Annotated in this window: 25 protein-coding genes; 10 read left to right on the top strand and 15 right to left on the bottom strand. The window is 62.0% G+C overall.

What is annotated here, in order from left to right; all coding sequences use genetic code 11:
* The first annotated feature begins 54 nt into the window (after positions 1-54).
* Genes HOC_RS06575 through ilvC form a run of 5 tightly spaced genes read left to right on the top strand, consistent with a single transcriptional unit; the run spans position 55 to position 4,873 of the window.
* Positions 55-1,851: an acetolactate synthase 3 large subunit gene (locus HOC_RS06575; protein WP_035536864.1), complete on the top strand. Its 1,797-nt coding sequence runs from the start codon at positions 55-57 to the stop codon at positions 1,849-1,851.
* Entirely contained in the window at positions 1,851-2,588 is a 738-nt protein-coding gene (locus HOC_RS06570; RefSeq protein WP_035536862.1) for a hypothetical protein, read from the top strand. Before HOC_RS06575 ends, HOC_RS06570 begins: the two co-directional genes overlap by 1 nt.
* The gene (gene ilvN / locus HOC_RS06565; protein WP_034741467.1) at positions 2,585-3,151 is read left to right on the top strand and encodes an acetolactate synthase small subunit; all 567 of its coding nucleotides are present in this window, start codon (positions 2,585-2,587) and stop codon (positions 3,149-3,151) included. Before HOC_RS06570 ends, ilvN begins: the two co-directional genes overlap by 4 nt.
* On the top strand, positions 3,148-3,801 hold the full coding sequence (locus HOC_RS06560) for a hypothetical protein (protein WP_035536859.1): 654 nt from the start codon (positions 3,148-3,150) through the stop codon (positions 3,799-3,801). The genes ilvN and HOC_RS06560 overlap by 4 nt, the downstream gene beginning before the upstream one ends.
* Before the next feature lie 52 nt (positions 3,802-3,853).
* Positions 3,854-4,873, top strand: coding sequence for a ketol-acid reductoisomerase (gene ilvC / locus HOC_RS06555; protein WP_035536856.1), 1,020 nt, complete (start codon positions 3,854-3,856; stop codon positions 4,871-4,873).
* Between the two features lie 27 nt (positions 4,874-4,900).
* Here ilvC and HOC_RS06550 read toward each other — a convergent pair whose 3' ends face one another.
* Positions 4,901-5,575: a GH25 family lysozyme gene (locus HOC_RS06550; protein ID WP_051624593.1), complete on the bottom strand. Its 675-nt coding sequence runs from the start codon at positions 5,573-5,575 to the stop codon at positions 4,901-4,903.
* 155 nt (positions 5,576-5,730) lie between these two features.
* Here HOC_RS06550 and HOC_RS21105 point away from each other — a divergent pair, with 155 nt between their 5' ends.
* The gene (locus HOC_RS21105; protein WP_051624592.1) at positions 5,731-6,240 is read left to right on the top strand and encodes a bactofilin family protein; all 510 of its coding nucleotides are present in this window, start codon (positions 5,731-5,733) and stop codon (positions 6,238-6,240) included.
* Between the two features lie 4 nt (positions 6,241-6,244).
* On the opposite strand, the gene HOC_RS21100 is transcribed toward HOC_RS21105, so the two are convergent.
* Complete coding sequence (locus tag HOC_RS21100; protein WP_156950404.1) at positions 6,245-6,844, bottom strand: tetratricopeptide repeat protein; 600 nt, start codon at positions 6,842-6,844, stop codon at positions 6,245-6,247.
* Between the two features lie 155 nt (positions 6,845-6,999).
* On the opposite strand from HOC_RS21100, the gene HOC_RS06535 reads away from it, so the two are divergent.
* The 3 genes from HOC_RS06535 to HOC_RS06525 all read left to right on the top strand — a co-directional run bounded on the left by HOC_RS06535 (position 7,000) and on the right by HOC_RS06525 (position 9,904).
* Complete coding sequence (locus tag HOC_RS06535) at positions 7,000-7,971, top strand: oxidoreductase (RefSeq protein WP_035536854.1); 972 nt, start codon at positions 7,000-7,002, stop codon at positions 7,969-7,971.
* Between the two features lie 25 nt (positions 7,972-7,996).
* On the top strand, positions 7,997-8,815 hold the full coding sequence (locus HOC_RS06530) for a methyltransferase domain-containing protein (protein ID WP_051624590.1): 819 nt from the start codon (positions 7,997-7,999) through the stop codon (positions 8,813-8,815).
* A 264-nt stretch (positions 8,816-9,079) separates the two neighbouring features.
* Positions 9,080-9,904, top strand: a complete 825-nt coding sequence (locus HOC_RS06525) for a GGDEF domain-containing protein (RefSeq protein WP_156950403.1) — start codon at positions 9,080-9,082, stop codon at positions 9,902-9,904.
* A gap of 4 nt (positions 9,905-9,908) precedes the next feature.
* Here the strand turns inward: HOC_RS06525 and HOC_RS06520 are convergent, their stop codons facing one another.
* Positions 9,909-12,359: a sensor histidine kinase gene (locus HOC_RS06520; protein WP_241766930.1), complete on the bottom strand. Its 2,451-nt coding sequence runs from the start codon at positions 12,357-12,359 to the stop codon at positions 9,909-9,911.
* 199 nt (positions 12,360-12,558) lie between these two features.
* Here HOC_RS06520 and HOC_RS21095 point away from each other — a divergent pair, with 199 nt between their 5' ends.
* Complete coding sequence (locus tag HOC_RS21095) at positions 12,559-13,170, top strand: EF-hand domain-containing protein (protein ID WP_051624589.1); 612 nt, start codon at positions 12,559-12,561, stop codon at positions 13,168-13,170.
* 28 nt (positions 13,171-13,198) lie between these two features.
* On the opposite strand, the gene HOC_RS06510 is transcribed toward HOC_RS21095, so the two are convergent.
* From HOC_RS06510 to infC, 12 genes are all read right to left on the bottom strand, one after another.
* Positions 13,199-13,504 (bottom strand): HPr family phosphocarrier protein, encoded by a 306-nt coding sequence (locus HOC_RS06510; protein WP_241766929.1) that lies wholly within the window; start codon positions 13,502-13,504, stop codon positions 13,199-13,201.
* Positions 13,504-13,908 (bottom strand): PTS sugar transporter subunit IIA, encoded by a 405-nt coding sequence (locus HOC_RS06505; protein ID WP_034741666.1) that lies wholly within the window; start codon positions 13,906-13,908, stop codon positions 13,504-13,506. The genes HOC_RS06510 and HOC_RS06505 overlap by 1 nt, the downstream gene beginning before the upstream one ends.
* Before the next feature lie 99 nt (positions 13,909-14,007).
* Positions 14,008-14,841, bottom strand: coding sequence for a 4-hydroxy-tetrahydrodipicolinate reductase (dapB, locus tag HOC_RS06500; protein ID WP_035536852.1), 834 nt, complete (start codon positions 14,839-14,841; stop codon positions 14,008-14,010).
* Between the two features lie 29 nt (positions 14,842-14,870).
* Positions 14,871-15,725 (bottom strand): ion transporter, encoded by an 855-nt coding sequence (locus HOC_RS06495; RefSeq protein ID WP_051624588.1) that lies wholly within the window; start codon positions 15,723-15,725, stop codon positions 14,871-14,873.
* Between the two features lie 33 nt (positions 15,726-15,758).
* Positions 15,759-18,152: a phenylalanine--tRNA ligase subunit beta gene (gene pheT / locus HOC_RS06490; RefSeq protein ID WP_035536850.1), complete on the bottom strand. Its 2,394-nt coding sequence runs from the start codon at positions 18,150-18,152 to the stop codon at positions 15,759-15,761.
* Positions 18,149-18,628, bottom strand: coding sequence for an ASCH domain-containing protein (locus tag HOC_RS06485; protein WP_206741545.1), 480 nt, complete (start codon positions 18,626-18,628; stop codon positions 18,149-18,151). The genes pheT and HOC_RS06485 overlap by 4 nt, the downstream gene beginning before the upstream one ends.
* Complete coding sequence (gene pheS, locus HOC_RS06480) at positions 18,625-19,701, bottom strand: phenylalanine--tRNA ligase subunit alpha (RefSeq protein WP_035536849.1); 1,077 nt, start codon at positions 19,699-19,701, stop codon at positions 18,625-18,627. Before pheS ends, HOC_RS06485 begins: the two co-directional genes overlap by 4 nt.
* Positions 19,702-19,826: 125 nt before the next feature.
* Positions 19,827-20,189: a 50S ribosomal protein L20 gene (gene rplT / locus HOC_RS06475; RefSeq protein ID WP_035536848.1), complete on the bottom strand. Its 363-nt coding sequence runs from the start codon at positions 20,187-20,189 to the stop codon at positions 19,827-19,829.
* A gap of 42 nt (positions 20,190-20,231) precedes the next feature.
* Positions 20,232-20,435, bottom strand: coding sequence for a 50S ribosomal protein L35 (gene rpmI / locus HOC_RS06470; RefSeq protein ID WP_034741433.1), 204 nt, complete (start codon positions 20,433-20,435; stop codon positions 20,232-20,234).
* Positions 20,436-20,904: 469 nt separating this feature from the next.
* Positions 20,905-21,831 (bottom strand): hypothetical protein, encoded by a 927-nt coding sequence (locus HOC_RS06465; RefSeq protein ID WP_035536846.1) that lies wholly within the window; start codon positions 21,829-21,831, stop codon positions 20,905-20,907.
* A gap of 117 nt (positions 21,832-21,948) precedes the next feature.
* Entirely contained in the window at positions 21,949-22,314 is a 366-nt protein-coding gene (locus HOC_RS21090) for an I78 family peptidase inhibitor (RefSeq protein WP_051624587.1), read from the bottom strand.
* Entirely contained in the window at positions 22,311-22,850 is a 540-nt protein-coding gene (gene infC / locus HOC_RS06455) for a translation initiation factor IF-3 (protein WP_035536844.1), read from the bottom strand. Before infC ends, HOC_RS21090 begins: the two co-directional genes overlap by 4 nt.
* Positions 22,851-22,857: the final 7 nt, after the last annotated feature.

Below are 22,857 nucleotides of genomic sequence, written 5' to 3'. Positions count from 1 at the left end.
GCCCTTTTTCATTTCAGCCCTAGCCCGAATTTCCCACACAGTCCGAGAGCCCCCATGACCACTGCCACAAAGACCAAGACGCGCGCCGCTAACCCGGCACCGACAGAGCCCCGCATTATGACGGGCGCCGAGATTGTCATCGAGGCGCTTCGTGAGCAGGGTGTAGACGCGCTCTTTGGTTATCCTGGCGGAGCTGTCCTCCCCATCTATGACGCGCTCTTCTCGGCGCCTGATATCAGCCACATCCTGGTGCGCCATGAACAGGGCGCGGGCCATGCTGCCGAAGGCTATGCTCGTTCCACCGGCAAATGCGGCGTTGCCCTTGTCACATCCGGCCCCGGCGCCACCAACATGGTCACGCCGATTACCGACGCGATGATGGACTCCATTCCCATGGTCGTCCTCTGCGGTCAGGTTCCGACCCATCTGATCGGCACCGATGCCTTCCAGGAATGCGATACGGTCGGCATCACCCGCACCTGTTCCAAGCACAATTACCTCGTCACCGACGTGAACGATCTTGCGCGCGTGATGCACGAAGCCTTCCTGATTGCCACATCCGGCCGCCCCGGCCCGGTCGTGATCGACATCCCGAAGGACGTCCAGTTCGCAACGGGCGCCTATATCGGCAAGGACGGCATCCATAAATCGACCTACAAGCCGCAGACCCAGCCACACGCTGATGCGGTCGCGGCGGTTGTCGATCTCATCATGACCTCCTCATCGCCCGTCTTCTATACCGGCGGCGGTGTCATAAATTCCGGCCCGCGCGCCTCGAAACTGCTGCGCGAACTGCAGGCCGTGACCGGTATCCCCGTCACCTCCACGCTGATGGGCCTCGGCGCCTTCCCGGCTTCACACCCGGATTGGCTCGGCATGCTCGGCATGCACGGTGCCTATGAGGCCAACCATGCCATGCATGACTGCGACCTGATGATCTGCGTTGGCGCCCGTTTCGACGACCGCGTCACCGGCCGTGTCGACGCCTTCTCGCCCAACTCCAAGAAGGTCCACATCGATATCGACGCCTCCTCGATCAACAAGATCGTCCGCGTTGACGTGCCTGTCGTCGGTGACTGCGCCGCGACGCTGGACGCGATCCTGAAGGAACTGGCGAAACGCAAGGGCAAGCGCCCGGACCTGTCCGCCTGGAAAAAGCAGATCACCGCATGGCGCGACCGTAACTGCTTTGCCTACAAGAACTCCGACACGGTGATCAAACCGCAATATGCGGTCCAGCGGCTCTATGAACTGACCAAGGACCGCGAGACCTATATCTCGACCGAAGTCGGCCAGCACCAGATGTGGGCCGCCCAATTCTACCATTTCGAGGAGCCGAACCACTGGATGACCAGTGGCGGCCTCGGCACGATGGGCTATGGCCTGCCGGCCGCCGTCGGTATTCAGGTTGCCCATCCGGGCGCGCTGGTCATCGACATTGCCGGCGAAGCCTCGATCCAGATGGTGATGCAGGAATTCTCGACCGCCGTTCAGCACCGCCTGCCGGTCAAGGTCTTCATCATGAACAATGAATGGATGGGCATGGTCCGCCAGTGGCAGGAATTGCTGCACGGCGAGCGCTATTCGCATTCCTATTCCGAAAGCATCCCGGATTTCGTGAAACTGGCCGAAGCGCTCGGCGGCCATGGCATCCGCTGCGACGACCCGACTGAACTCGACGGCAAGATCAAGGAAATGATCGCCCATGATGGCCCTGTCCTGTTCGATTGCCGCGTCGAAAAGGCCGAAAACTGCCTGCCGATGATTCCCTCGGGCTCTGCGCATAATGAGATGATCCTCGGCGAGATAACTGGTAACGAAGTCAGCGACGCCGGGAAGAAGCTGGTCTGATGACCGGACAGGCATTGGGTTATGGGACGGACCGAGACATGAGTACGAGCGAGATTCTCGCCCTGCTACGCGAGCACCTTGATGTGGTGATCGCGCTCGGCTCTGCGCTCGTCGCCCTCGTCAGCGCCTTTGCCTCGCGCGCCGAAACCCGCCGCCAGCGACGCCTGCAGACCGAGCGCCTGCGCCAGAGCATTGATGCGGCCAGCCTCGAATGGGGCAATCACGCCATTGATGCGCTCGGCCGGGCCGCCATGTTCGCCCGTACGCGCCACTTGCAGGCCAATGAGGGCAGCTTTGTCGGCGGCAAGACCAGCCAGTTGATCGGTCTATCTGCCCTGGTTGAGCGCGGCCGCATGTTCTTCCCCAATCTCGATGCCGATAATAAGGGCGTCGACAAGGACAGCGCCTATCGCGGCCACCGTCCGCCCATCCTCGATGCCGTGATGTGGGCCTATTTCGAGCTGCAGGCGATGACCCGCGATGGCGGCCCGACCGGAGACAACAGCGCTGACTTCATCGAAGACTGCCGTCGCCTCATGGTGTCGGAACTGCAGGCCCACCTCGATCCGCGCCGACTCGACAAGATCGTTGAGCGCTATAATGACCAGACCCAAGACAACCGACGCGATGCCATCAACCGCGCCAAGGCGCTGAAAGCCCGCCTCGAAACGCGCAGGCCCGGCGTCATCCTCGACACATCCGACGTGCCGGGCACCCAAACGGAGACGAAACAATGAGCGACGGCACCAGCGGCGCCCCCGGCAATCCCAAATCAGCCTATTTCCTCTCGCATGCCGATGAGGAAGTCGAACGGCGCACGCTTGCCGTGCTCGTCGATAACGAGCCGGGCGTTCTCGCCCGCGTCGTCGGCCTGTTCTCGGGCCGCGGCTACAACATTGACAGCCTGACCGTGGCCGAGGTCGATGCCAGCCAGCATCGCTCGCGCATCACCATCGTCACGCAGGGCACGCCGCACATTCTCGAACAGATCGAGGCCCAACTGCTGCGCATCGTTCCCGTCGGCGAAGTCATCGACATCACCAAGTCCAAGCGCGGCATTGAGCGCGAACTGGCCCTCATCAAAGTGGCCGGGACAGGCGAAGTCCGCGTCGAAGCCCTGCGCATCGCCGAAATCTTCCGCGCTCGCGTCATCGACACCACGAACGAGAGCTTCATCTTCGAGCTCACCGGCGCCTCCGACAAGATCAGCCAGTTCATCGACCTGATGCGCCCGCTCGGTCTCGTCGAAGTCAGCCGCACAGGCGTTCTCTCGATCAAACGGGGAAAGGAACAGGGATGAGCAGGCTCGGCCTTCTGCTCCTGTCCGGCCTGCTTGTCGCAGGCGCTGCCAGTGCAGTGGAAGAAACTCCGGAAAGCTGCCGCCCCAAAGTGGCGGGCACGGCGCTTGCGCTCGCAGGCGACGCCGAGAGCGCACAGCTGCAATGCGATATTGATCGCGCTGCCCAGCTCGCCGCCCGTTCCGAACGCCGCTCTGCAACCGCCCCCCGCCCCGTCGTGCGCGTTGTTGACACGGCTTCGCCCTCCGGCACGGCCTATATCTATGACGTGATCGGCACACTGCCCAATTACTGGCTTGAGGCCCGCAACGTCCCCGGCGACGACAGCGAGCGCACCCGCGTGCCTGCCTGCACACTGGGCACGAACATTCCAGCCGACGTCTCACAACTCATCTCCAGCGAATTGACATCTGCAGCCTCAGAAGCGCTGCCGGAATATGGCGCGCGCGAGGACATTCAGGTCAATCCTGACGGATCGAAGCGCGTCGTCCTTCTCCTCGATACACACGACATCATCACCACGGTCGAAACAGAAGCAGGCACGCGGCACTTCTCGCGCCACGCCCGCGCCTCTGACGAGATCGCCCGGCTCAACCAGACCATCATCGGCGTCGCAAATTTCAGCGACAGCTGGGTCTGCGACGCCAACTGAACCCTCACCCTTCCAATCAACCCCCACCCCAAAGCGGAGCTTTTTGAAGCCAATGAAAGTTTACTACGAGCAGGATGCGGATCTTTCCCTTATCCAGAACAAGAAAGTTGCAGTCGTCGGTTATGGCAGCCAGGGCCACGCCCATGCCCTGAACATGCGCGATAGCGGCGTGAAGCAGCTCAAGGTCGCCCTCGCTGCTGGTTCCGCCAGCCGCAAGAAAGCCGAAGCAGAAGGCATCGAAGTCACCACGGTCGAAGAAGCCACGAAATGGGCTGACGTGCTGATGATCCTCGTCCCGGACGAGAAACAGGCCGTTCTCTTCGCCAACGAAATCGAGCCACACCTGCGCGCTGGCCAGCACATCATGTTCGGCCACGGTTTCAACATCCACTACAATCTCATCCGCCCACGCGCTGATGTTGACGTGTCGCTCTCCGCGCCAAAAGGCCCGGGCCACACGCTGCGCGCGCAATACCAGATGGGCTTTGGCCTGCCGGGCCTTATCGCCATCCATCAGGACGCTTCGGGCTCCGCAACCGATGTTGCGCTCTCCTATTCGAAAGCCATCGGCAACACGCGCGCTGGCGTCATCCAGACATCGTTCCGCGAAGAAACCGAAACCGACCTCTTCGGCGAACAGGCTGTCCTTTGCGGCGGTATCGTCGAGCTGATCAAGGCTGGCTTCGAAACACTGGTTGAAGCCGGCTATGCGCCCGAAATGGCTTATTTCGAATGCCTCCACGAAACCAAGCTGATCGTCGACCTGATCTATGAAGGCGGCATCGCCAACATGAACTACTCGATCTCGAACACGGCCGAGTATGGCGAATATGTCTCCGGCCCGCGCATTGTGAACTCGGAAACCAAGGCCGAGATGAAGCGCGTTCTGACCGACATCCAGGATGGCACGTTCGCCCGCAACTGGGTTCTCGAAAACCAGGCCGGCGCCCCAAGCTTCCACGCAAAACGCGCCCGCATGAACGATCACCTCATCGAGGAAGTCGGCGAAAAACTGCGCGGCATGATGCACTGGGCCCAGAACGACCGCCTGGTCGACAAAGCCCGCAACTAGGCTTCGCCCATATACGGCATGCCGGACCTATTCGTCCGGCATGCCGCCTGCGGCCACGTTCAAGTCCACATCGCCCTTTACGCCCGCCACATTACCCCGCATCGAATGCTGCCAGATGGCATAGGGCATGTCTGGCGCGCCCTCGACACTGCGTATCCAGAGCGGGTAGCGGTCGAAGGATCCCGCGACCCAGTCCGCGTAGAATTCCTTTGTCGTGTAGAGCACCGGCACCGCGCCATATTCCGCTTCCAGCCTTTCCAGAAAGGCCTGTAACTCAGCCTTCGTGCCAGCCTCATCCCGGAACGGCTTGCAATTATGGGCATATTCCAGGTCCACCGCTGGCGGCAGCGTGCCCTCGCGCACCTCGACCGCGCGGATGAAGTTCACTGCCTGCGCCTCCCACGGCTTGCATAAAATATAGAAATGATAGGCGCCAACGGCATAGCCCCGCCGCGTTGCCTCGATCCAGTTCTGCTGGAAGTCCTCGTCCGTCCAGTCGCGCCCCTCGGTGGCCTTCAGATAGATGAAGTCGACCCCGGCCCCTTCCAGCAGGTCCCAGTTCACCGCGCCATTATGATGTGACAGGTCGATGCCATTGGCCCCCGGCGCCAGCAGGCCGGGCTCAGGCAGGGCCGCGGACGGCTCTGCCGAACACCCGGAAAGGACCAGGAATACGCAGAACAGGAGGAATCGAAGGTCCATGAGGGCCAATCTGGCATGCAAAGTAGGCGCCGTCGCGTCGAAATGCTTACGCTCCGGCGGCGGCCTCAAGGCGAGATGAAGGCCCTCCAAACGGCCTCATGGCATGTATTTTGCTCTGAAATCCCTTGTATTTCAGTCACCAGGGGATGTGACCAGTGGTAAACCAACTCTCCGCCAAGCAAGGCGAAGGCAGCTTCATCGCCGCAGGCACGCGCCTTGAAGGCCAAATCGCCTTCACCGGCCCGACCATCGTGTCCGGTCACCTGAAAGGCGACGTCATCGCAGATGGCCTTCTGGTTATCGAGGCCGGGGCCATTGTCGACGGCAGCATCGACGGCACACTCATTGTGGTTCACGGCACGCTCACCGGCACGATCAGCGCCAGTGATATGATCGAAGCCTTTCCCGGTTGCCGTATCGAGGGGCGGGCCTACGCGCCCAGCATGCGCGTTGATGGCGGCGCGACTGTGCTGGCCGATCTGTTGATTGCACCGGTTCGTCCTGCTGACTGGAACGCCCCGAAACAGGCCGCCCCGGGTCCGCAACAGGTCCGGCCACAGCCCAGCCCGAAACCGGTTCAGGCAGACATTCCGGCGCCTGCGCCCCTGCCACCTTTCGTCAACACCATGTTCTCGCAGCCGGCCAAGACCAGCTCGGGCAGCTGAGGCCCTAGCGGCCCGCGCCGTCTTTCAGGCGTTCCCACGTGTCATCATTGGGGTCATAGGCAGCGAGCCCCGTGATCCGGTCGCAGGCCCATTTATATCCGTCATCACAGGCTGACTGGAGAATGCGCGTGCCCTCGGCCACGTTCTTCGCGCCGCCCTTGCCCGCGAATACCATGTTGCCATAACCGGCGCAGCCGCTCACTTCGCCCAGGTCGCACGATTTCTTGTAGAGCAGGCGCGACTGCGCGAGGTCCTGCTCCACGCCGTCGCCCTTGTTGGTCAGGTAGGCGAGCGAGGCACAGCCTGCCGCATTCTTGCCGTTGCAAGCCTTGCGATAGGCTTCGCCGGCCAGCTTGTAATCCTGCATCCCGCCCCAGCCTTTGCGGTAATAGTCGCCAAGCTTGGTGCAGGCTTCATAATCCTTGGTGCCGCAAGCCTTAATGGCCTCAGTCCGGCCTGCGCGGTCCTTCTCCAGGTTCTGGGTCGCCTGCTCGAGCGCGATCTCGGCCTGCGTACGCTCGACCTTTTGGCCGTATTGCGCAGAGGCTGGCGCGGCCATCAGGCCGGCAGCGGCGATAAAAACAACACTCGTCAGGAAGCGCATGGCAGCAATCTCCAATGATATTCTGTAACATTCAATATAAGCCTCGCCGGGCACGGCGTCCATGAGCCGGGCTGCTTAAGGAATCGTAACCTCCCCTTGCCGCCATGGCCCTCTCGGCGCAAACTCGGCAAAACAGTTCGGGAGACATCAGGCACATGGCAGCGCAAGACCAGCAACCCATCGGATCAGGCTTTGGTGGAAAGACGACGGCCAGCGAAGTGCTCGTCGGCATTGACCTGACCGGCCGGAACGCGATCGTGACAGGTGGCTATTCCGGCATCGGGCTCGAAACGGTCCGCGCACTGGCCGCAGCGGGCGCCCGCGTCACCGTTCCCGCCCGCCGCGTCGAAGTCGCCGAAGACACGCTCGCTGGCGTCGCCGGAGATATCGAAATCGCCTCAATGGACCTGGCAGACCTCCGCAGCGTCGACAAATTCACCCGCGAATATGACGAAACCAAGCGCGGCCTCGACATTCTCATCAACAATGCCGGCATCATGGCCTGCCCCGAAGGCCGCGTCGGCCCCGGCTGGGAACGCCAGTTCGGCACCAACCATCTCGGCCACATGGCCATGAGCCTCGCGCTCGCCCCGTCCATGCAGCGGGCCGATTCGGCCCGCGTTGTCTGCCTCTCCTCGACCGGCCATGTGCGCTCGGACGTGCACTGGGACGACCCGCACTTCAACAATACGCCCTATGACAAGTGGGACGCCTACGGACAGGCCAAGTCGGCCAACGCGCTTTTTGCCCTCGGCGTGGACCATCGAGGCCGCGATGTCGGCGTGCGGGCTTTTTCAGTCCATCCGGGTGGCATCTTCACGCCCCTGCAGCGCCACCTCAGTGAGGAAGAAATGGTCCAGCTCGGGTGGAAAGCCCCCGACGGCTCAATCCCGCCGCAAGTGCAGGCCATGTTCAAGACGCCGGAACAAGGCGCGTCCACCAGCGTCTGGGCCGCCACATCGCCCCAGCTCAACGGCCGCGGCGGCGTCTATTGCGAGGATTGCGACATCGCCAAGCTCGCTGACGAAAACAGCCAGCGCTGGGAACACGCCCGGCCCTGGATCTGCGATGACGAAAAGGCAGAACGCCTCTGGACCATGAGTGAGAAAATGCTGGCTGACGCCTGATACAAGGGCGCATGAGGAGGACAGAATGATGAAATACATATTTGCCGCACTATTGGCCGGCGGCCTCGCCACCGCCTGTACAACGCCCCCCACTACTGATGACAGCACCGCATTGGCGCCCGTTGAAGCACCTGCGACTGACGTGTCGGTTGCAAAGTTTTCCTATGCCAGCGTCTTCGGAAAGGACGACCGCCCGGCCGCCGACTATGAACAATACGAAGTGCGCAAGTCGGAAGACGTGCTCATCTTCACCGGCATCCTGCCCGGCATGACCGTGCTTGACCTCGAAGCAGGTGGCGGAACGTATACTGAGCTCTTCTCCCGCGTCGTCGGTGACAGCGGCAGGGTCTACATGCAGAACCCGCCCGCCTTTGACGCCTTCCTCGGGGATTCTGTTTCCCAGCGCGTCGACGGGCGCCTTGCGAATGTTACACCTCTGCGCACGCCCTTTGACGACCTCTCGGCCATTCCGGATGGCTCTGTCGATGTCGCCACATGGCTGCTCGGCCCGCACGAACTCTGGTACACGCCTGAAGGCGCAGAGCCCGGCGATCTTGGAGACCCGGACACGACCTTTGCCGAGATTGCCCGTGTCATCAAACCCGGCGGCCACTTTGTCGTGCTTGATCATATGGCCCCTGTCGGCGCCCCGGCCACGACGGGCGGCGAGACGCACCGTATCGACAAGGCCATCATTATCTCCATGGCAGAAGCCAATGGCTTCACACTTTCCGAGGAAAGCGACCTCCTCGCCAATGCGGACGATGATGGCAGCCTGAATGTTTTTGATCCGGCCATTCGGCGCAAGACCAACCGCTTCCTGCTGAAATTCACCAAGGGCTGAAACGTCCTTCTGCAGTTGACACTACAGGCCCGTCGCTCCCATGCGGCGGGCCGTTTGTATGGCATTAAGCACGCCTGAATCCGCGTGGCTTCGCAAGTGTTAACAGCCTCCGAAAAACTCATCGAACCCGCTTCAACCTGTCTGAACGCACGCGCTGTAAAAGAGGTGACGCAGGACGCGGAGGGACGCAAAGTGAACAGGGAGGGGCTCCTTTTCAGGTGGCTGCGGGCACGGCTGAATCCAAAAATTGAATCGCACCGCGATGTGCTGCGCATAACCATCGGCACGACCATCATGATCCTGTCAGCCATTGCTGTCGGAGAGATGATCGTGTCGCGCCTCACAGGTTCCAACCTCTGGGTTGACCTGTCCCGCGGCATGATATTCGGCACACTGATTTCCGGCCCGGCCGTTCTCTTCAATGCGATCGTGCTGCGCGAGAATGTCATTCTCTCCGGCAAGTTCCGCCGCGCCTATCGCCTGGCCTCCCGCAATGCAGAGCACGTCCTCACCAAGAATCAGGAACTGGAAGAAGCGCAGCAGCAGCTCGCAGAACTGGCGCATTCCGACTTCCTCACCGGCCTCGCCAACCGGCGCCGATTTGAGCAGGCCTTTGCGGATGCGTTCGGCGCCGTCGGTCTTGGCGGCCCGCCCTTCTCGTTGATCCTGCTCGACCTCGACAATTTCAAACAGATCAATGACGGCTATGGCCATGATGCAGGTGACTCCGTGCTGCGCCACGTCGCCCAGCGCCTGCGCAGATCCATTGCCGATCGGCCGGGACTGGGCGCGCGCCTTGGCGGCGACGAGTTCGCCATCCTCCTATGGGATACGTATGACGCACGTGATGTCGAGAGCTTTGCGAGCCGTCTGCGCGATGACCTCGCCAAATCCCACACGTATTATGGCAAGACGCTCGATGCACCGTCCAGCGTCAGCGTCAGCCTCAACCCCGACGCATTCCAATCGGCATCGGAGATGTTCGTGGCAACGGACAAGGCCCTGTTGAACCTGAAGCGTCGGCCTGAGAATGGCATCACGATCCTCGGTCACCGCAAGGATGACGGCGACCTCTCGATTGCCGTCTGATCGCCTAGGCGCGCGCCTCGGCCAGCATCAGTTCAGGCGAATTGCCATGATGCAAAACGGCCTGTGCCGGCAGCCAGCATGTCACTTCCAGACCACCGCCTTCGACCGGCTTCATGCCCACCGTGCCGCCATGCAGGTCGACAAAGTGCTTCACGAGCGCAAGGCCAAGGCCTGCGCCGCGCTGGTCGCCGGAAACGAAACTGTCAAAGCTCGTCGCCCGCTTCTCGGCCTCAAGCCCCTTGCCATTGTCGCGCACCGATAGCGTAACCATGTCGCCGATACGCTGGGCCGAGACGACAATCTCGCCGCCGGATTCGGTAAAGCGCAGCGAATTGGAAATCAGGTTGAACAGGACCTGCCGTATCCGGCGCTGGTCTGCGCGAATGACGCCCAGCTTGCCTTTGACGTCAGACCGGACACTGATTTCCGTGTCTTCGGCTTTCGAGACGACCATCTCAATGCTTTCCTCGATCACGTCCTGTAGCTGCACGTCCTCAAGGTCGAGATCCATGCGGCCCGCTTCGATCATGGCGAGGTCGAGAATATTCTCGATCAGTTTTGACAGATGGTCAGAGGCTGAGAGGATCGCACTGACATAATCAGACTGGCGCTCAGTCAGCTGGCCATTGCGCTGGGTTTCCAGCAGCTCGGCATAACCGAAGATAACCGTCAGCGGAGACCGCAGCTGATAGCTCACATTGCGCACGAATTCCGTTTTCAGCCGGTCGGCCGCTTCAAACGCTTCAGCCCGGTCGCGCAGGGCAGATTCCACACGCCGCGTCGCCGTCACATCGGCAAAGGCGATCAGCGTGTTCCCATCCGGCAGCGGGTGGGTCAGGTAAGTCAGCATGGACCCGTCGGACCGGCGCATTTCGCCCGTGGTCGACTGGCGGGCGCGGGCGGACGGATCGGTGATGTGGGCCTTGATGCCCTCCCAGATCTCGACATCGTGGAACAGCGGCACACAGGCCTCCACCACGACCGAATAGTCTGGCTTGTCCTTCAGCAGCTCGTGCGGAAGGCTCCACAGGCGCTCGAAGGCCTTGTTGAACAGTTTCAGCCGTCCGTCGCCGCCAAACACGGCGACCGCCTCGTGCAGATTGTCCAGCGTCGAGGTCTGCGTCTTCACGATGGCGTTGAACTTGGTCTTCAGTTCCAATTCGCCGGTAATGTCCTTGAACAGCAGCAGCAGGCCGCCCATCGGGTGGCGCTGACGCGTGACGGACAATGTGCGGGCATCCGGCAGCGACCAGAGATCTTCCTTCACGCCGTCAATATCGAGATAGTAGGCCAGCTCTTCCGCGCGCCATTCGGCATAGTTCGTCCGCGCCGGCAGCTTGCGCCGCTCGCGCAGCCGGTCCAGCAGCTGGCCATGCGTCGGCCGGTCCAGGAGGAAGGTCTCTTCAAGGTCCCACATGTCGCGGAAAGCCTTGTTATAGAAGGTCAGCTTGCGGTCGGCGCCAAAGATGGCGACTGCGTCGGCCACATGGTTAAGCGTCTCGTCATGCGCGCGCACATGGCGGTTCAGTTCCTCGCGCGCATTCTCCTGCGCGGTCACGTCAAATGCCATGGCCCCTGCCCCGCCCGACAACGGGAAGGTCAGCACGCGCATCGCGCGGCGTTCGCCATTGATCACCATATGGCGTGTCTCGTCGATATCGACGCCCTCGGAAATCGTCTTGCGCGCCTGTTCGGCGGCGGCCTGGTCCAGCATCAACTGACGGTCCAGCACGCGGTCCAGGTTGATGCCGTCAACGGCCTCGATATAGGCCGGGTTCACCCATTGCAGCTTGCCCATGCCCGAAACACGCCAGGCCGGGAAAGGCGACTTGCCCAGCATGTCGAGAAAGGCGGTCGGGTCGCGCGCAATAACCTGCCGCGCCTCTTCCAGCTTGCCCCGGGCCGAGCTTTCCTCCAGCCCCTTGATCGTCGTATCGGTCACCCACACAACGGCGCGGGCGCCAGCCGTGCGTCCATCCGCTTCAAGGAAGCGACCGGAAGGCCCGATAATCGTTAGCGAAAAAGCCTGTCCCGTCTCGCGCAGCTCGCGCAGACGGATGCGCAATGTGGTGTCCTGCCCGGCGCTGTCACGCGCCTCAAGGTCTGCAAGGCCCTCGATTATTCTCACCGCAGGATCCATTGAAATCGCGTCATCGGTAAAGCTCAGAAGGCCTGCGAGCGCGACAGGAGAGCCATAAAGTTCCGGCGCGATGATCTCATCACCATCGGCTTCCATGGCGTCGCCCTGCCAGACGAGGATGACACCCGGGTGCGCTCCCAGCACGGATCGGTGCTCGGCGAGCGCCGTTTCAAGCTCGGAAGACCGGTCGCGAAACTTCCGCGCAGCGCCGCGCGCGCCGTCCGAAACCCGCAATGCCCACAACAGTGCCGCAAGGCCCAGCGAGGCCGCGCCGGCGGACATGATGATTGGCACCTGATCTGCACTTATCGCCATAAATCTTCCAGTTCCATTGCCCGAATCGGCCGCGTTCTGGCAGCCGGAAGTGGTTAACGGAATGCTCCCTTTCCATTAAGGCCGGGTTAACAAGACGGTAAGACCACCCCTCTGGGCACGCAAGGTAACTGAAACGTCATGTTGCAAATAAACCACACGCGCATAGTCTACCCCTCTGGCCACCTTACGGAAACCGTCCATGCACCTTCGCCTCCTGGCAACAACTCTCTCGGCGCTTCTCTGCCTGTCCGCACCTGCCGCAGCCGAAAGCGTAAGTGAGGAAGAGGCCGAGCGCCTCGTCGAGACCGTTTCGATGACCAGTGACGCGCCCGCAGCAGACGACGAACTCGTGCTTCTGCCGGGCCAGGGCCATCTGAACCCGAAGGCGCCGCATGGCCGCCACGCCGCCAACCGCCTCGTGCCCGGCGGCGGCCTCATCATGAGCTTTGACACCAATGATGATGGTGAGGTCACGCGGGAAGAGTTGCGCATCGGCGCTGATGCCGCCTTCATCCTCGCGGATGCCAACAAGGACGGCACGCTCAGCGCGCTCGAACAACAGGACTGGGCGCGCGACCTGCCCACGCGGGACGACACGCTCGCGAATCCCGTCCGCTTCGACCCCAATCTCGACCGGCTTGTCACCCGAGACGAATTCGTGGCCGTGATCGCCCAGCTCGCCGCAGCCTATGCAGACCCCGGCGGCACGATCATGATCGCAAATCTCGCCGCGCCTGAGCCGAAAGAGAATGACAAGCGCTACCGGGAAATGACCGATCTTGACCGGGAAGAAGATGCCGCGCGCAATTAACCGGCGCTTTGCCCGCCGCTAAAGGGCTTCAGCAGACAACGTCGTCCGGGCCCTGCTCGCCAAAGCCTTCAGCAATCAGGGCAGCCAGTGCCGTTACAGCTTCCGCCGCCTCCGCGCCCTCGGCCGTCAGCTCCACTTCACAGCCCATGTGCGCCACCAGCATCAACAGGTCCATGATCGAGCGCGCATCGGCGCTCTGGTTCTCGTGATGCACCACAACATTCGCGTCGAACTCACCGGCCAGCCGCGACAGGCGCGCAGATGCCCTGGCATGAAGCCCCTTGCGGTTCACGATCATGACGCGCTGGCTGGCAGATGTGGTGGCGGGCTGCACTAGCTGGTCTTCGCCAGCAGTTCAGAGGCGATACTGATATATTTGCGGCCCGCTTCGGCCGCCACCTTGGAGGCTTCCGGCAACGAAAGCGTCTCGCGCACTTCGGCCAGCTTGATCAGCATTGGCAGGTTAACGCCGGACAGGACCTCGATATTTCCCGCGCTCATGATCGACATGGCGAGATTGGACGGCGTACCGCCGAACATGTCAGTCAGGATGATGACGCCGCGCCCGCTGTCGCAGGACTTGGCCGTTTCGCGGATCTGGTCACGCCGCGCCTCGATATCGTCCTCCACCTCAATGGAAATCGAACGAAAGCAAGGCTGCTCGCCCACCACATGTTCTGTGGCCGCAACGAGTTCCCGCGCGAGCTTTCCATGGCTGACGACAACAATGCCGATCATGCCGATACCTTCCACATCCGTTCCTAACGAACATGTCATGCTGCCACGCAACAGTTTTGCGTCAACCCTGATTCAGCTGTTACAATCAGGCAGTCCGGCTCAGTTGCCCGAAAGCCCCAGCACGTCATCCATGCCGTAAAGACCAGGCGCCCGGCCGTTAACCCAAGCCGCCGCCTGTAGTGCGCCATGCGCAAACACCGCGCGGTCCAGCGCCTGGTGGCTCAGCGTCAGGATTTCCCTGTCCGAGCCAATGCTGACCGAATGCTCGCCGATCACATCGCCCATCCGGCGCACCGAAAAACCGATCTGCCCCGCCACGCGAGCGCTGTCCGGCCCGTCATAGGGCGACGCGCGGAGGTCATCCAATATGCTGCCACGCCCCTCGGCGGCAGCCTCGCCCAGCATCAGCGCCGTGCCGGAGGGCGCATCCACCTTGCGGCGGTGGTGTGTTTCGAGAATTTCGATATCCCAGCCCTCGCCGAGCCGGCTCGCCGCCATCCGCGTCAGCGCCTGCAGCAGGTTGATTCCCACCGAGAAATTGCCTGCCTTGACCACGGCGAGATGCTCGGCAGCCCGTGCCACCTCTTTCTCTTCTGCGGCGCTCATGCCCGTCGTGCCGATCACGACACCGCTGACCCGCGTATGCTTCAGCGCATTCAGCGCCGCCAGCGTCGCTTCCGGCCGCGTGAAATCGATCCAGACATCGGCATTCGCCGCTGCGGCCACAGGGTCGGTCACCGGGCGAACGCCCAGCGCCTGCCGCCCGGCCAGTTCGCCAATGTCGCGATCAAACGGCCCCTTGCCCGGCGCCTCGGTGCCACCGGCCACGACAAGGCCCTCATCGAGCGCGGCGGCCACAAGTTGGCGACCCATACGGCCGGCCACGCCAGCTATGGCAACGCTGAACGGGGCGCGGGCTTCAGTATCGGTCATTGCGGTCCTTCCGGCAGTCTCTTGTCGTGTCAGCGATCTTCGGGATCAGGCGTGATCCCGGCCGCTTCTTCCGCTACCTCAACCCTGTGCTCCAGTTTTGCAAGTTCCCGCTCGCGCAACTCGTCGGAAAACGCACTCGCGAACACACCTGCAGGCAGCGCCACCACACCAATCCCCGCCAACGCAATCACCGAGGCAAAGGCCCGCCCCAGCGGCGTCACCGGGTACACATCGCCATAGCCTACGGTCGTCAGCGTCGCGATGGCCCACCAGATCGCCCGCGGGATCGACTGGAACGTCTCCTGCTGCTTGCCGCCCACACCTTCAATGAAATAGAGCGCCACTGCCGAGACATAGACCAGCGCCAGTGCCATCGCGAGCGTCGTCAGGAGTTGCGACCCCGCCCGCCGCACCGCCGCGCCCAGCACGTCAAATGCCGGTACGAACCGCGCCAGCTTGATCAGCCGGAACAGCCGGAATACCCGCAGCGCCACCAGCGGCACGCCGCCACCAAGGATCATCACGATCAATTCCGGCAGGAAGGCCAGCAAGTCCGCGATGGAATAGAACCGCGTCATGTAACGCAGATGCCCGGCGAAGCCGGAATATTCCTCTTTCAGGCCATGGATATAGACGCGCACCACATATTCCACGGCAAACACGGTCACGACAAACACGTTGAATGCATGGAAAGCCGCTCGCCATTCAGGCTGCGCGGTCAGGGTCGGTTCGGTCTCAAGCGCCAGCGTCAGAAAGCTCAGCAGCACAATTGCGATGATCAGCCAGTTTACACGCGAAATGCCATGTTCGCGCGCCTCCGGCACAAGCTCCATATAGAGCTTGTGGCGAAAGCCCTGCTGAACAGCAATCTGATGCACTACCATCGACAGGGTCCCCTTCCCGTAAATGCAGTCTGATTAGCCTCTTAGCACGCCCCCCGCGCCTTTGGCGACAGAGGCGACAACCTTGTCCATCAGGCCCTGGATGTCTTCGTCCGTCATCTTCTCGCGCGGCTGGATCGTCACCTCGAAGGCGACAGACTTCTTTCCCTCGGGCACGCCCGTGCCCTGATAGATGTCGAACACATCGGCCGAAACGATCAGCTGCTTGTCGGCGCCGGTCGCGTGCTTCACGAGATCGGCGGCCGGAACGGCGTCATCGACAAGGAAAGCAAAGTCGCGGCGGATCGGCGTCAGGTCAGCGCGTTGCAGCACGGGCTTGGTCTTGGTCGACTTCACCTTCATCTGCGGCAGCGCATTGAGGTTCAGCTCAAACCCGAACATCGGCCCGTCCACGCCCAGCGCCTTCAGCACGCCCGGATGCACCGCGCCGAAATGGCCAACCGTCACCTTCGGCCCCAGCTTCAGGCAGGCCGCCTGCCCCGGATGCCAGTTCGGCTGCGTCGGCACGCCCACCTGGAAACGCTCACCCGGCTGGCCAAGCGCCTCGAGAATCGCGAACAGGTCCGCCTTGGCCGCAAAGGAATCATAAGCCGGGGGCTTGCCCTGCCAGTGACGCTGCACAGCTGGCCGAACAATACCGGCTGCCACTGTGCGCTGGTCCTTCGGACCATCACCCAGATAGATCGGGCCGACTTCGAACAGGCGCGCGCCCGGCTCGCCATGATTGGCCGCCTTCTGCGCAGCGACAGCAAGGTTCCCGATGATCGACGGGCGCATGTAATTGAGTTCGCTCGCGACAGGGTTCGCCACCGCCAGCGCCGGATCATGCTTGGCAAACAGCGCAGCATCATCCTTCGCCATGAAGCTCCACGTCACCGCCTCAAGGAATCCGCGCGCCGCCAACACACGGCGCGACACGCGCACGCGCTCCTGGATCGGCGTCGTGATCGCGCGGCGACCACCCGCCGGTTCCGGCAGCGAGGTCACCGGCAGCGAGTCATAGCCGATCAGCCGGGCAATCTCTTCCACGATGTCAGCCGACTGCTCCATGTCGAACCGGTGGCTCGGCGGTAGCAGATACCAGGCATCGCCCGCATCCTCGATATCGAACTCAAGGTCCTTCAGGATACGGCGCATCTCCGGCAGCTTCACCACAAGCCCCGTCAGGCGCTCAACATCCGCCGGATAGAACGTCACCTTTTTGATGCGCGCATCAATCGATCCGGCCACGTTGGCTTTCGAGGCCGTGCCGCCGCCATGCTCAAGGATCAGCGCCAGCGCCATATTCAGCCCGTCGACACAGCTCTGCGGATCAACGCCCCGCTCATACCGGTAGCGCGCATCGGAATGAATGGCCGTCGCGCGGCCCGTGCGCGCCGTCGTCAGCGGATCAAACCACGCGCTCTCGATGAACACGTCCGTCGTCTCTGCCGATACCGCCGTCGAGGCACCGCCCATCACGCCGCCAAGGCCGATCACGCCGCTTGCATCGGCAATCACGCACATGTCCGGCGTCACCTTGTAGGTCTTGCCGTCCAGCGCATCGAGCGTTTCGCCATCCTTGCCGCGCCGCGCCACAATCGTGCTGCGCAGCTTGGCCGCATCATAGACGTGCAGCGGCCGCGCCTGGTCCAGCGAGATGTAATTGGTCACGTCCACCAGCAGCGATTTCGGCTGGATGCCCACGGCCTTCAGCCGCGCCTGCATCCAGTCCGGCGACGGACCATTCGTCACGCCGCGCACCAGTGCGCCCGCAAACATCGGGCAGGCTTCCGGCGCTTCCAGCTTGATCTCCACCGGGCAATCGAAACTGCCCGCAACCTTCTTCACATCGGTGCGGATGAACCGCCCGGCTCCTGCCGCTGCGAGGTCGCGCGCAATGCCCTGCACGCCCAGCCAGTCCGGTCGGTTCGGCGTCACTTCGAAATCAATCACCGGGTCTGTCAGGCCGAGGGCCTTTGCCGCTGGCGTGCCCATCGGGATCGACTCGTCTAGGTCGGCAATGCCGTCATGGTCCTCGCCCGCTTCCAGTTCCTTGGTCGAGCACATCATGCCCTGGCTCTCGACGCCGCGAATGGCGCGCGGCTTCTTGTCGAGCGCAAATTCCAGCCCCGGAATATAGGCGCCCAGCGGCGCATAGATCGCTGTCATGCCGGCCCGCGCATTCGGCGCTCCGCACACGATCTGCTTCATCCCGTCAACGGTTTCCACCTGACACACGCGCAGCTTGTCGGCATCCGGATGCGGCGCCGCCTCGATCACCTTGCACACGGTGAACGGCGCGAGCTTCGCTGCCGGATCGACAACCTCCTCGACCTCCAGCCCCGCCTTCAGCATCAGTGCCAGAATCTCGTCGAGCCCGGCCTTTGTCGCCAGGTGATCGGTCAGCCAGGAAAGGGTGAACTTCATGAAACTGCTCCAGCAGCTGTATACCCGGCAGCCCGCGCTTCCGCGCGTTCGGCCTTCAAATGTTCGCCTGCGCGTGCTGCAAAGGATGCATCCAGCGTATCGACGAGACGGAATGTTTCGAAAATGACCGCCATGTCCGGCGTATAGGTGCCCTCGCGCTCGAAGTAAGCCTTGTGCGCGTCATACCAGTAGGCATGGCTGAGATCACCTTCACCTTCCAGTGCAGCCTGTTCAGGCGTAACCTGCTCGAATGGCAGGACGTCGAGGCTTAATGTCTGGATAATGCCGACAGGCTGACCCTCGCCCGACAGCACGACCTGCTGTTCGCCCTCAGACGTTTCCAGCCCATGAGACGCTGCCGAGCACGTCGCCGTTTTAACGCCGACAATCACCAGGGACGCAAGCCGGTCAGCCAGCTCTGGACTGTCGCCAAAGCGGAACTGCGTCAGCCCGCTCCAATCCACTTCGCCCGTCAAGACAGCCCCCCACTCACAGACGGTGTCGTCCACGGCGCAAAGCCGTAATGGCGCGTCCATTGCGGGTCGGCCTCAAAGTAAGGTCGCAGGTCCGGCATGCCGTATTTCAGCATGGCGAGGCGATCAACGCCCATGCCGAAGGCAAAGCCCTGATGCGTCGCCGGGTCCAGTCCGCAATTGCGCAGCACATTCGGATGCACCATGCCGCAGCCCAGCACTTCCAGCCAGTCAGTGCCCTTGCCCACTTCAACCGTGCCGCCTTCGCGCAGGCATTGCACGTCCATCTCGGCCGAGGGCTCGGTGAACGGGAAGAAGTGCGGGCGGAAGCGCGACACGACATTGTCCACTTCAAAGAAGGCCTTCACGAAATCGATCAGACAGCCCTTGAGGTGGCCCATATGAATGCCCTCCTCGATCACGAGGCCTTCGACCTGGTGGAACATCGGCGTGTGCGTCGCATCCCAGTCATTGCGGTAAACGCGGCCCGGCACGAGAATCCGGATCGGCGGCTTCTCGCTCATCATGGTGCGGATCTGCACAGGGCTCGTATGCGTGCGCAGCACTTTCGGCGTGCCGCCTTCGGGCGCGTCGAGGAAGAAGGTGTCATGCGTCTCGCGCGCCGGGTGGCCTTCGGGAAAGTTCAGCGCGGTGAAATTGTGCCAGTCGTCTTCAATGTCCGGGCCTTCTGCCACGGTGAAGCCCATGTCGCCGAAGATCGCCGCGATCTCCTCGAACACCTGCATCACGGGGTGCAGCGTGCCTGCGCGCGGGCCGGGCGCAGGGGGCAGCGTCAGGTCGACCTTCTCGGTCGCGAGCTGCGCTTCAAGCGCCTCGCCTTCCAGCGCCGCCTTGCGAGCACGAACGGCGTCATCCACCGTCACTTTCAGCGCGTTCAGCTTCGGTCCGTTTTCCTTGCGCTCTTCGGGCGTCATCTTGCCCAGCGCGCCCATCAGGCCGGAGACGCGGCCCTTCTTGCCCAGTTCGGCCACGCGCACGGCGTCCAGCGCATCGAGGCTCGTCGCCGCGGCAATCGCCGCAAGTGCCTCTTTCTCTATCGTTTTGATATCAGACAAGGTTTCAGCCTCTCTTGCGATTCAGCGCGCTTTCTAGTCGCTTCGGGTCAACATGCAAACGCCCAAAGGAAAAGCCCGGCTTTGCGGGCCGGGCTCTCCTGTATTGCAGCAACGGTGTGTGCAGCCTAGGCGAGCGCGGCTTTCGCCTGCTTGACCAGTGCAGCAAACGCTTCCGGCTCGCGGATTGCGATGTCGGACATGACTTTACGGTCGACTTCGATGCCGGCCTTGGTCAGGCCGTCGATGAAGCGGCTATAGGTGAGTTCGTCGTCATGGATGCGGACAGCGGCGTTGATGCGCTGGATCCAGAGCGAGCGGAACGTACGCTTTTTGACCTTGCGGCCGACATAGGCGTACTGGCCGGCTTTCCAGACAGCTGCGTTCGCGTTCGAGAACGTGTTCTTCGAACGGTTGCGGAAGCCTTTGGCCTGCTTGATGATTTTCTTGTGGCGAGCGTGCGCTGGCACTTTGTTACGTGAACGGGGCATGGTGGCCTCCTAAGTCAAGATCGGGGGAAAAACGGGAAAAGCCTACAGGCCGTACGGCAGGAACTTCTTCATGACGCGCGCGACATCAGCACTCGAAGCGACTTTCGTGCCCCGGTTCTGGCGGATGTACTTGGCATTGTGGCTCATCAGACGGTGGCGTTTACCCACGACACCGTGCTTCAGCTTGCCCGTAGCGGTGATCTTGAACCGCTTTGCAGCGGCTTTCTTGGTCTTCATCTTCGGCATTTCTTGTCTCCTTATATGAGCTCTCACCCTTGGGCGGCCCTTGGTCGTTCATGAGCAGAGGGGCATGCCGTTCGCCCGCACCGCTCGGAAGAGGCGGCTTATGACGGATCAGGAACAGAGAATCAAGGGGCCAGATGCCCGATTCAGCAGGCGATTTGCGCCGGAAACGGGGGAAAGCGCAGCCTGTCTCCCCGGCCCGGCCCCAATTGCCCCGCCAGATCCCCGAAAACCTGTCCGACCGCAAGCCCGGCGGGGCCATGATGTCCCTGTCATGACAGCTGGTTTTCCCAGGCAGCTGTCATGGGGGCGACAAGCCTCGGCAAGCGGAGGGAAACAGGGTTCGCGACCCGGTGTTTTCCTGTGTCATCTTCATAAAGCGATGCGGCCTTCTTCCCTCCGCCCGCCACAAAAAGAAAAACCGGAGGGCCAAACGGCCCGTCCGGCTTTCGGTGCAGGAGCTACTTGTCGCTCAGGGATCCGATGCGTCCGGAAAGGCCGGACGCGACACCGTGATCGGCCCGGTATAATACACGCCGTCATACCCCTGCCGAATCCGCTCCAGACGGAAAGCCTTGTCGAGCGCATCGCTCGGCAACAGGTTCTGAAGCGTCATAACGCCCTTGAACGGCTCGCCGTCGACTTCCCCGATCATCCAGGCCGTTCCACCCGCATGCAGCATATTGAGTGAGAGAACCGGGCGCACCGTGATCCCCGTCGCCATCGGGACGATGTCATATTCGCCTAAACTGAACGCCTCCTTGCGTGCGTGGAAGTCGCCGGTCAGCAGGAGGACCGCCCCTTCATATCCCTCGACGGCGTCATTCACGTGCCGCGCCATCGCCGCATCCCGGGCAATACTCACGTTTTCAGCGCCCATCGTCTCTTGAGGGTCGGAATCAAAAGCAAAGACAGACACATCCACGCCCTTCGCACGAAGGTCGGCCAGTCTTTGCAGGAGCAGAAGCATCGCTTCCGACGACCTGCCATCATGCGAGGACCACGAGTTGTCGGCCCCTACACGCAACACACTGGTGTCGTCAGGATGGCTCAGGAACGTTTCCAGTCCCGCACTCTGCGTGTGCGGCGCCTCAAGGCCGATCCGGATCGGCTCCCCCCGCTCCGCGAGATGGCACGCCAGCGCGTAGAACGCCTCCGGCGACTCATTCGTGCCGTGCATCGCTTCGCCGAGTATGATGATATACGACGGCGCCACGGCAGCGATAGGCTGAATCCCATCATAGTAAGGGCAGTCAAAGTCTTTAGCGGCCACCTGCCCAAGAACAGATATCTCGGCTGACACATCACTTTCCAGCGCTTCAGGCTGAACAATCTCGGAGGGCGCGCCGCAAGCGCCTAGCCAGATACCGAAAGCCAGCAATGAGACCTGAATTCGCATGGCACCTCTCACGCGTTTCAAAATCTACCTTTAGATGAACAAGGCGGCGTCTGGAAACAAAAAAGCCGGAAGGCCCATGACCATCCGGCTTTTGAATCTAGCGGTTTAGCGACGAACTCACCCGCACTTCAGGCTGAGCACCACCCCTTCGGCATCGGTCAGCACGTTCAGGCGCGTTGGCACATAGTCCATGGTCACCTGATCGTCAGGGCCGACGACGCGGGTGTTCTCGGACATTTCAGCTTCGGGAATCTCGCTGGCCTGCTGGCCCACATAGGTTTCCAGTGCGGCCATGCCGCAGGTGTCGTCCGTTGTGTCGATCGGGTTCATTTCCGGTTGCACCGCCGTGTCGGTCTCGGTCGCAGCATCCGGCGTTTCGACCGGCGCAGGCTCTGCTGCTTCGGGCGCGGTTTCCGGTGCAGGCGCCGAACAGGCCCCTGCCATCAGGGCCAGGCCCAGGATCAGTCCAGCACGTATCTTCATCGCGGTGCCAATACCATCGTCATTTGACGGCCTTCCAGCTTGGGTTCGGTTTCGACTTTCGTGGTCTCTTCGAACTGGATTTTCACGCGTTCAAGCAATTGCATGCCGAGATGCTGGTGAGCCATTTCGCGGCCACGGAAGCGAAGGGTCACCTTCACCTTGTCGCCATCGTCGAAGAAACGCTGCATCGCGCGCGCTTTGACTTCATAGTCATGCGTGTCGATGTTCGGGCGCATCTTGATCTCTTTGAGTTCGCTGGAGCGCTGCTTCTTCTTGGCAGCAGCCTTCTTCTTGCGCTCTTCAAAGCGGAGTTTGCCATAGTCGAGAATCTTCACGACCGGGACTTCCTGATCGGGGGACACTTCAACAAGGTCCATGCTCGCCTCGCGCGCCGCATCAAGGGCTGCTGCAAGGGGCATCACGCCCTGTTTTTCACCGTTCTCATCAATGAGTAGAACCTTGGCGGCGCGAATATCTTCATTGGTGCGCGGGCCGGTCTGTTTCGGCGGGGCGTCGGCGTCTGGTCTGCGAGCTATGGCCTGT

Origin of the sequence: Hyphomonas oceanitis SCH89, assembly GCF_000685295.1 — a bacterium.
Taxonomy (GTDB): Bacteria; Pseudomonadota; Alphaproteobacteria; order Caulobacterales; family Hyphomonadaceae; genus Hyphomonas; species Hyphomonas oceanitis.
This window is presented reverse-complemented; position numbering and strand designations above follow the sequence as displayed.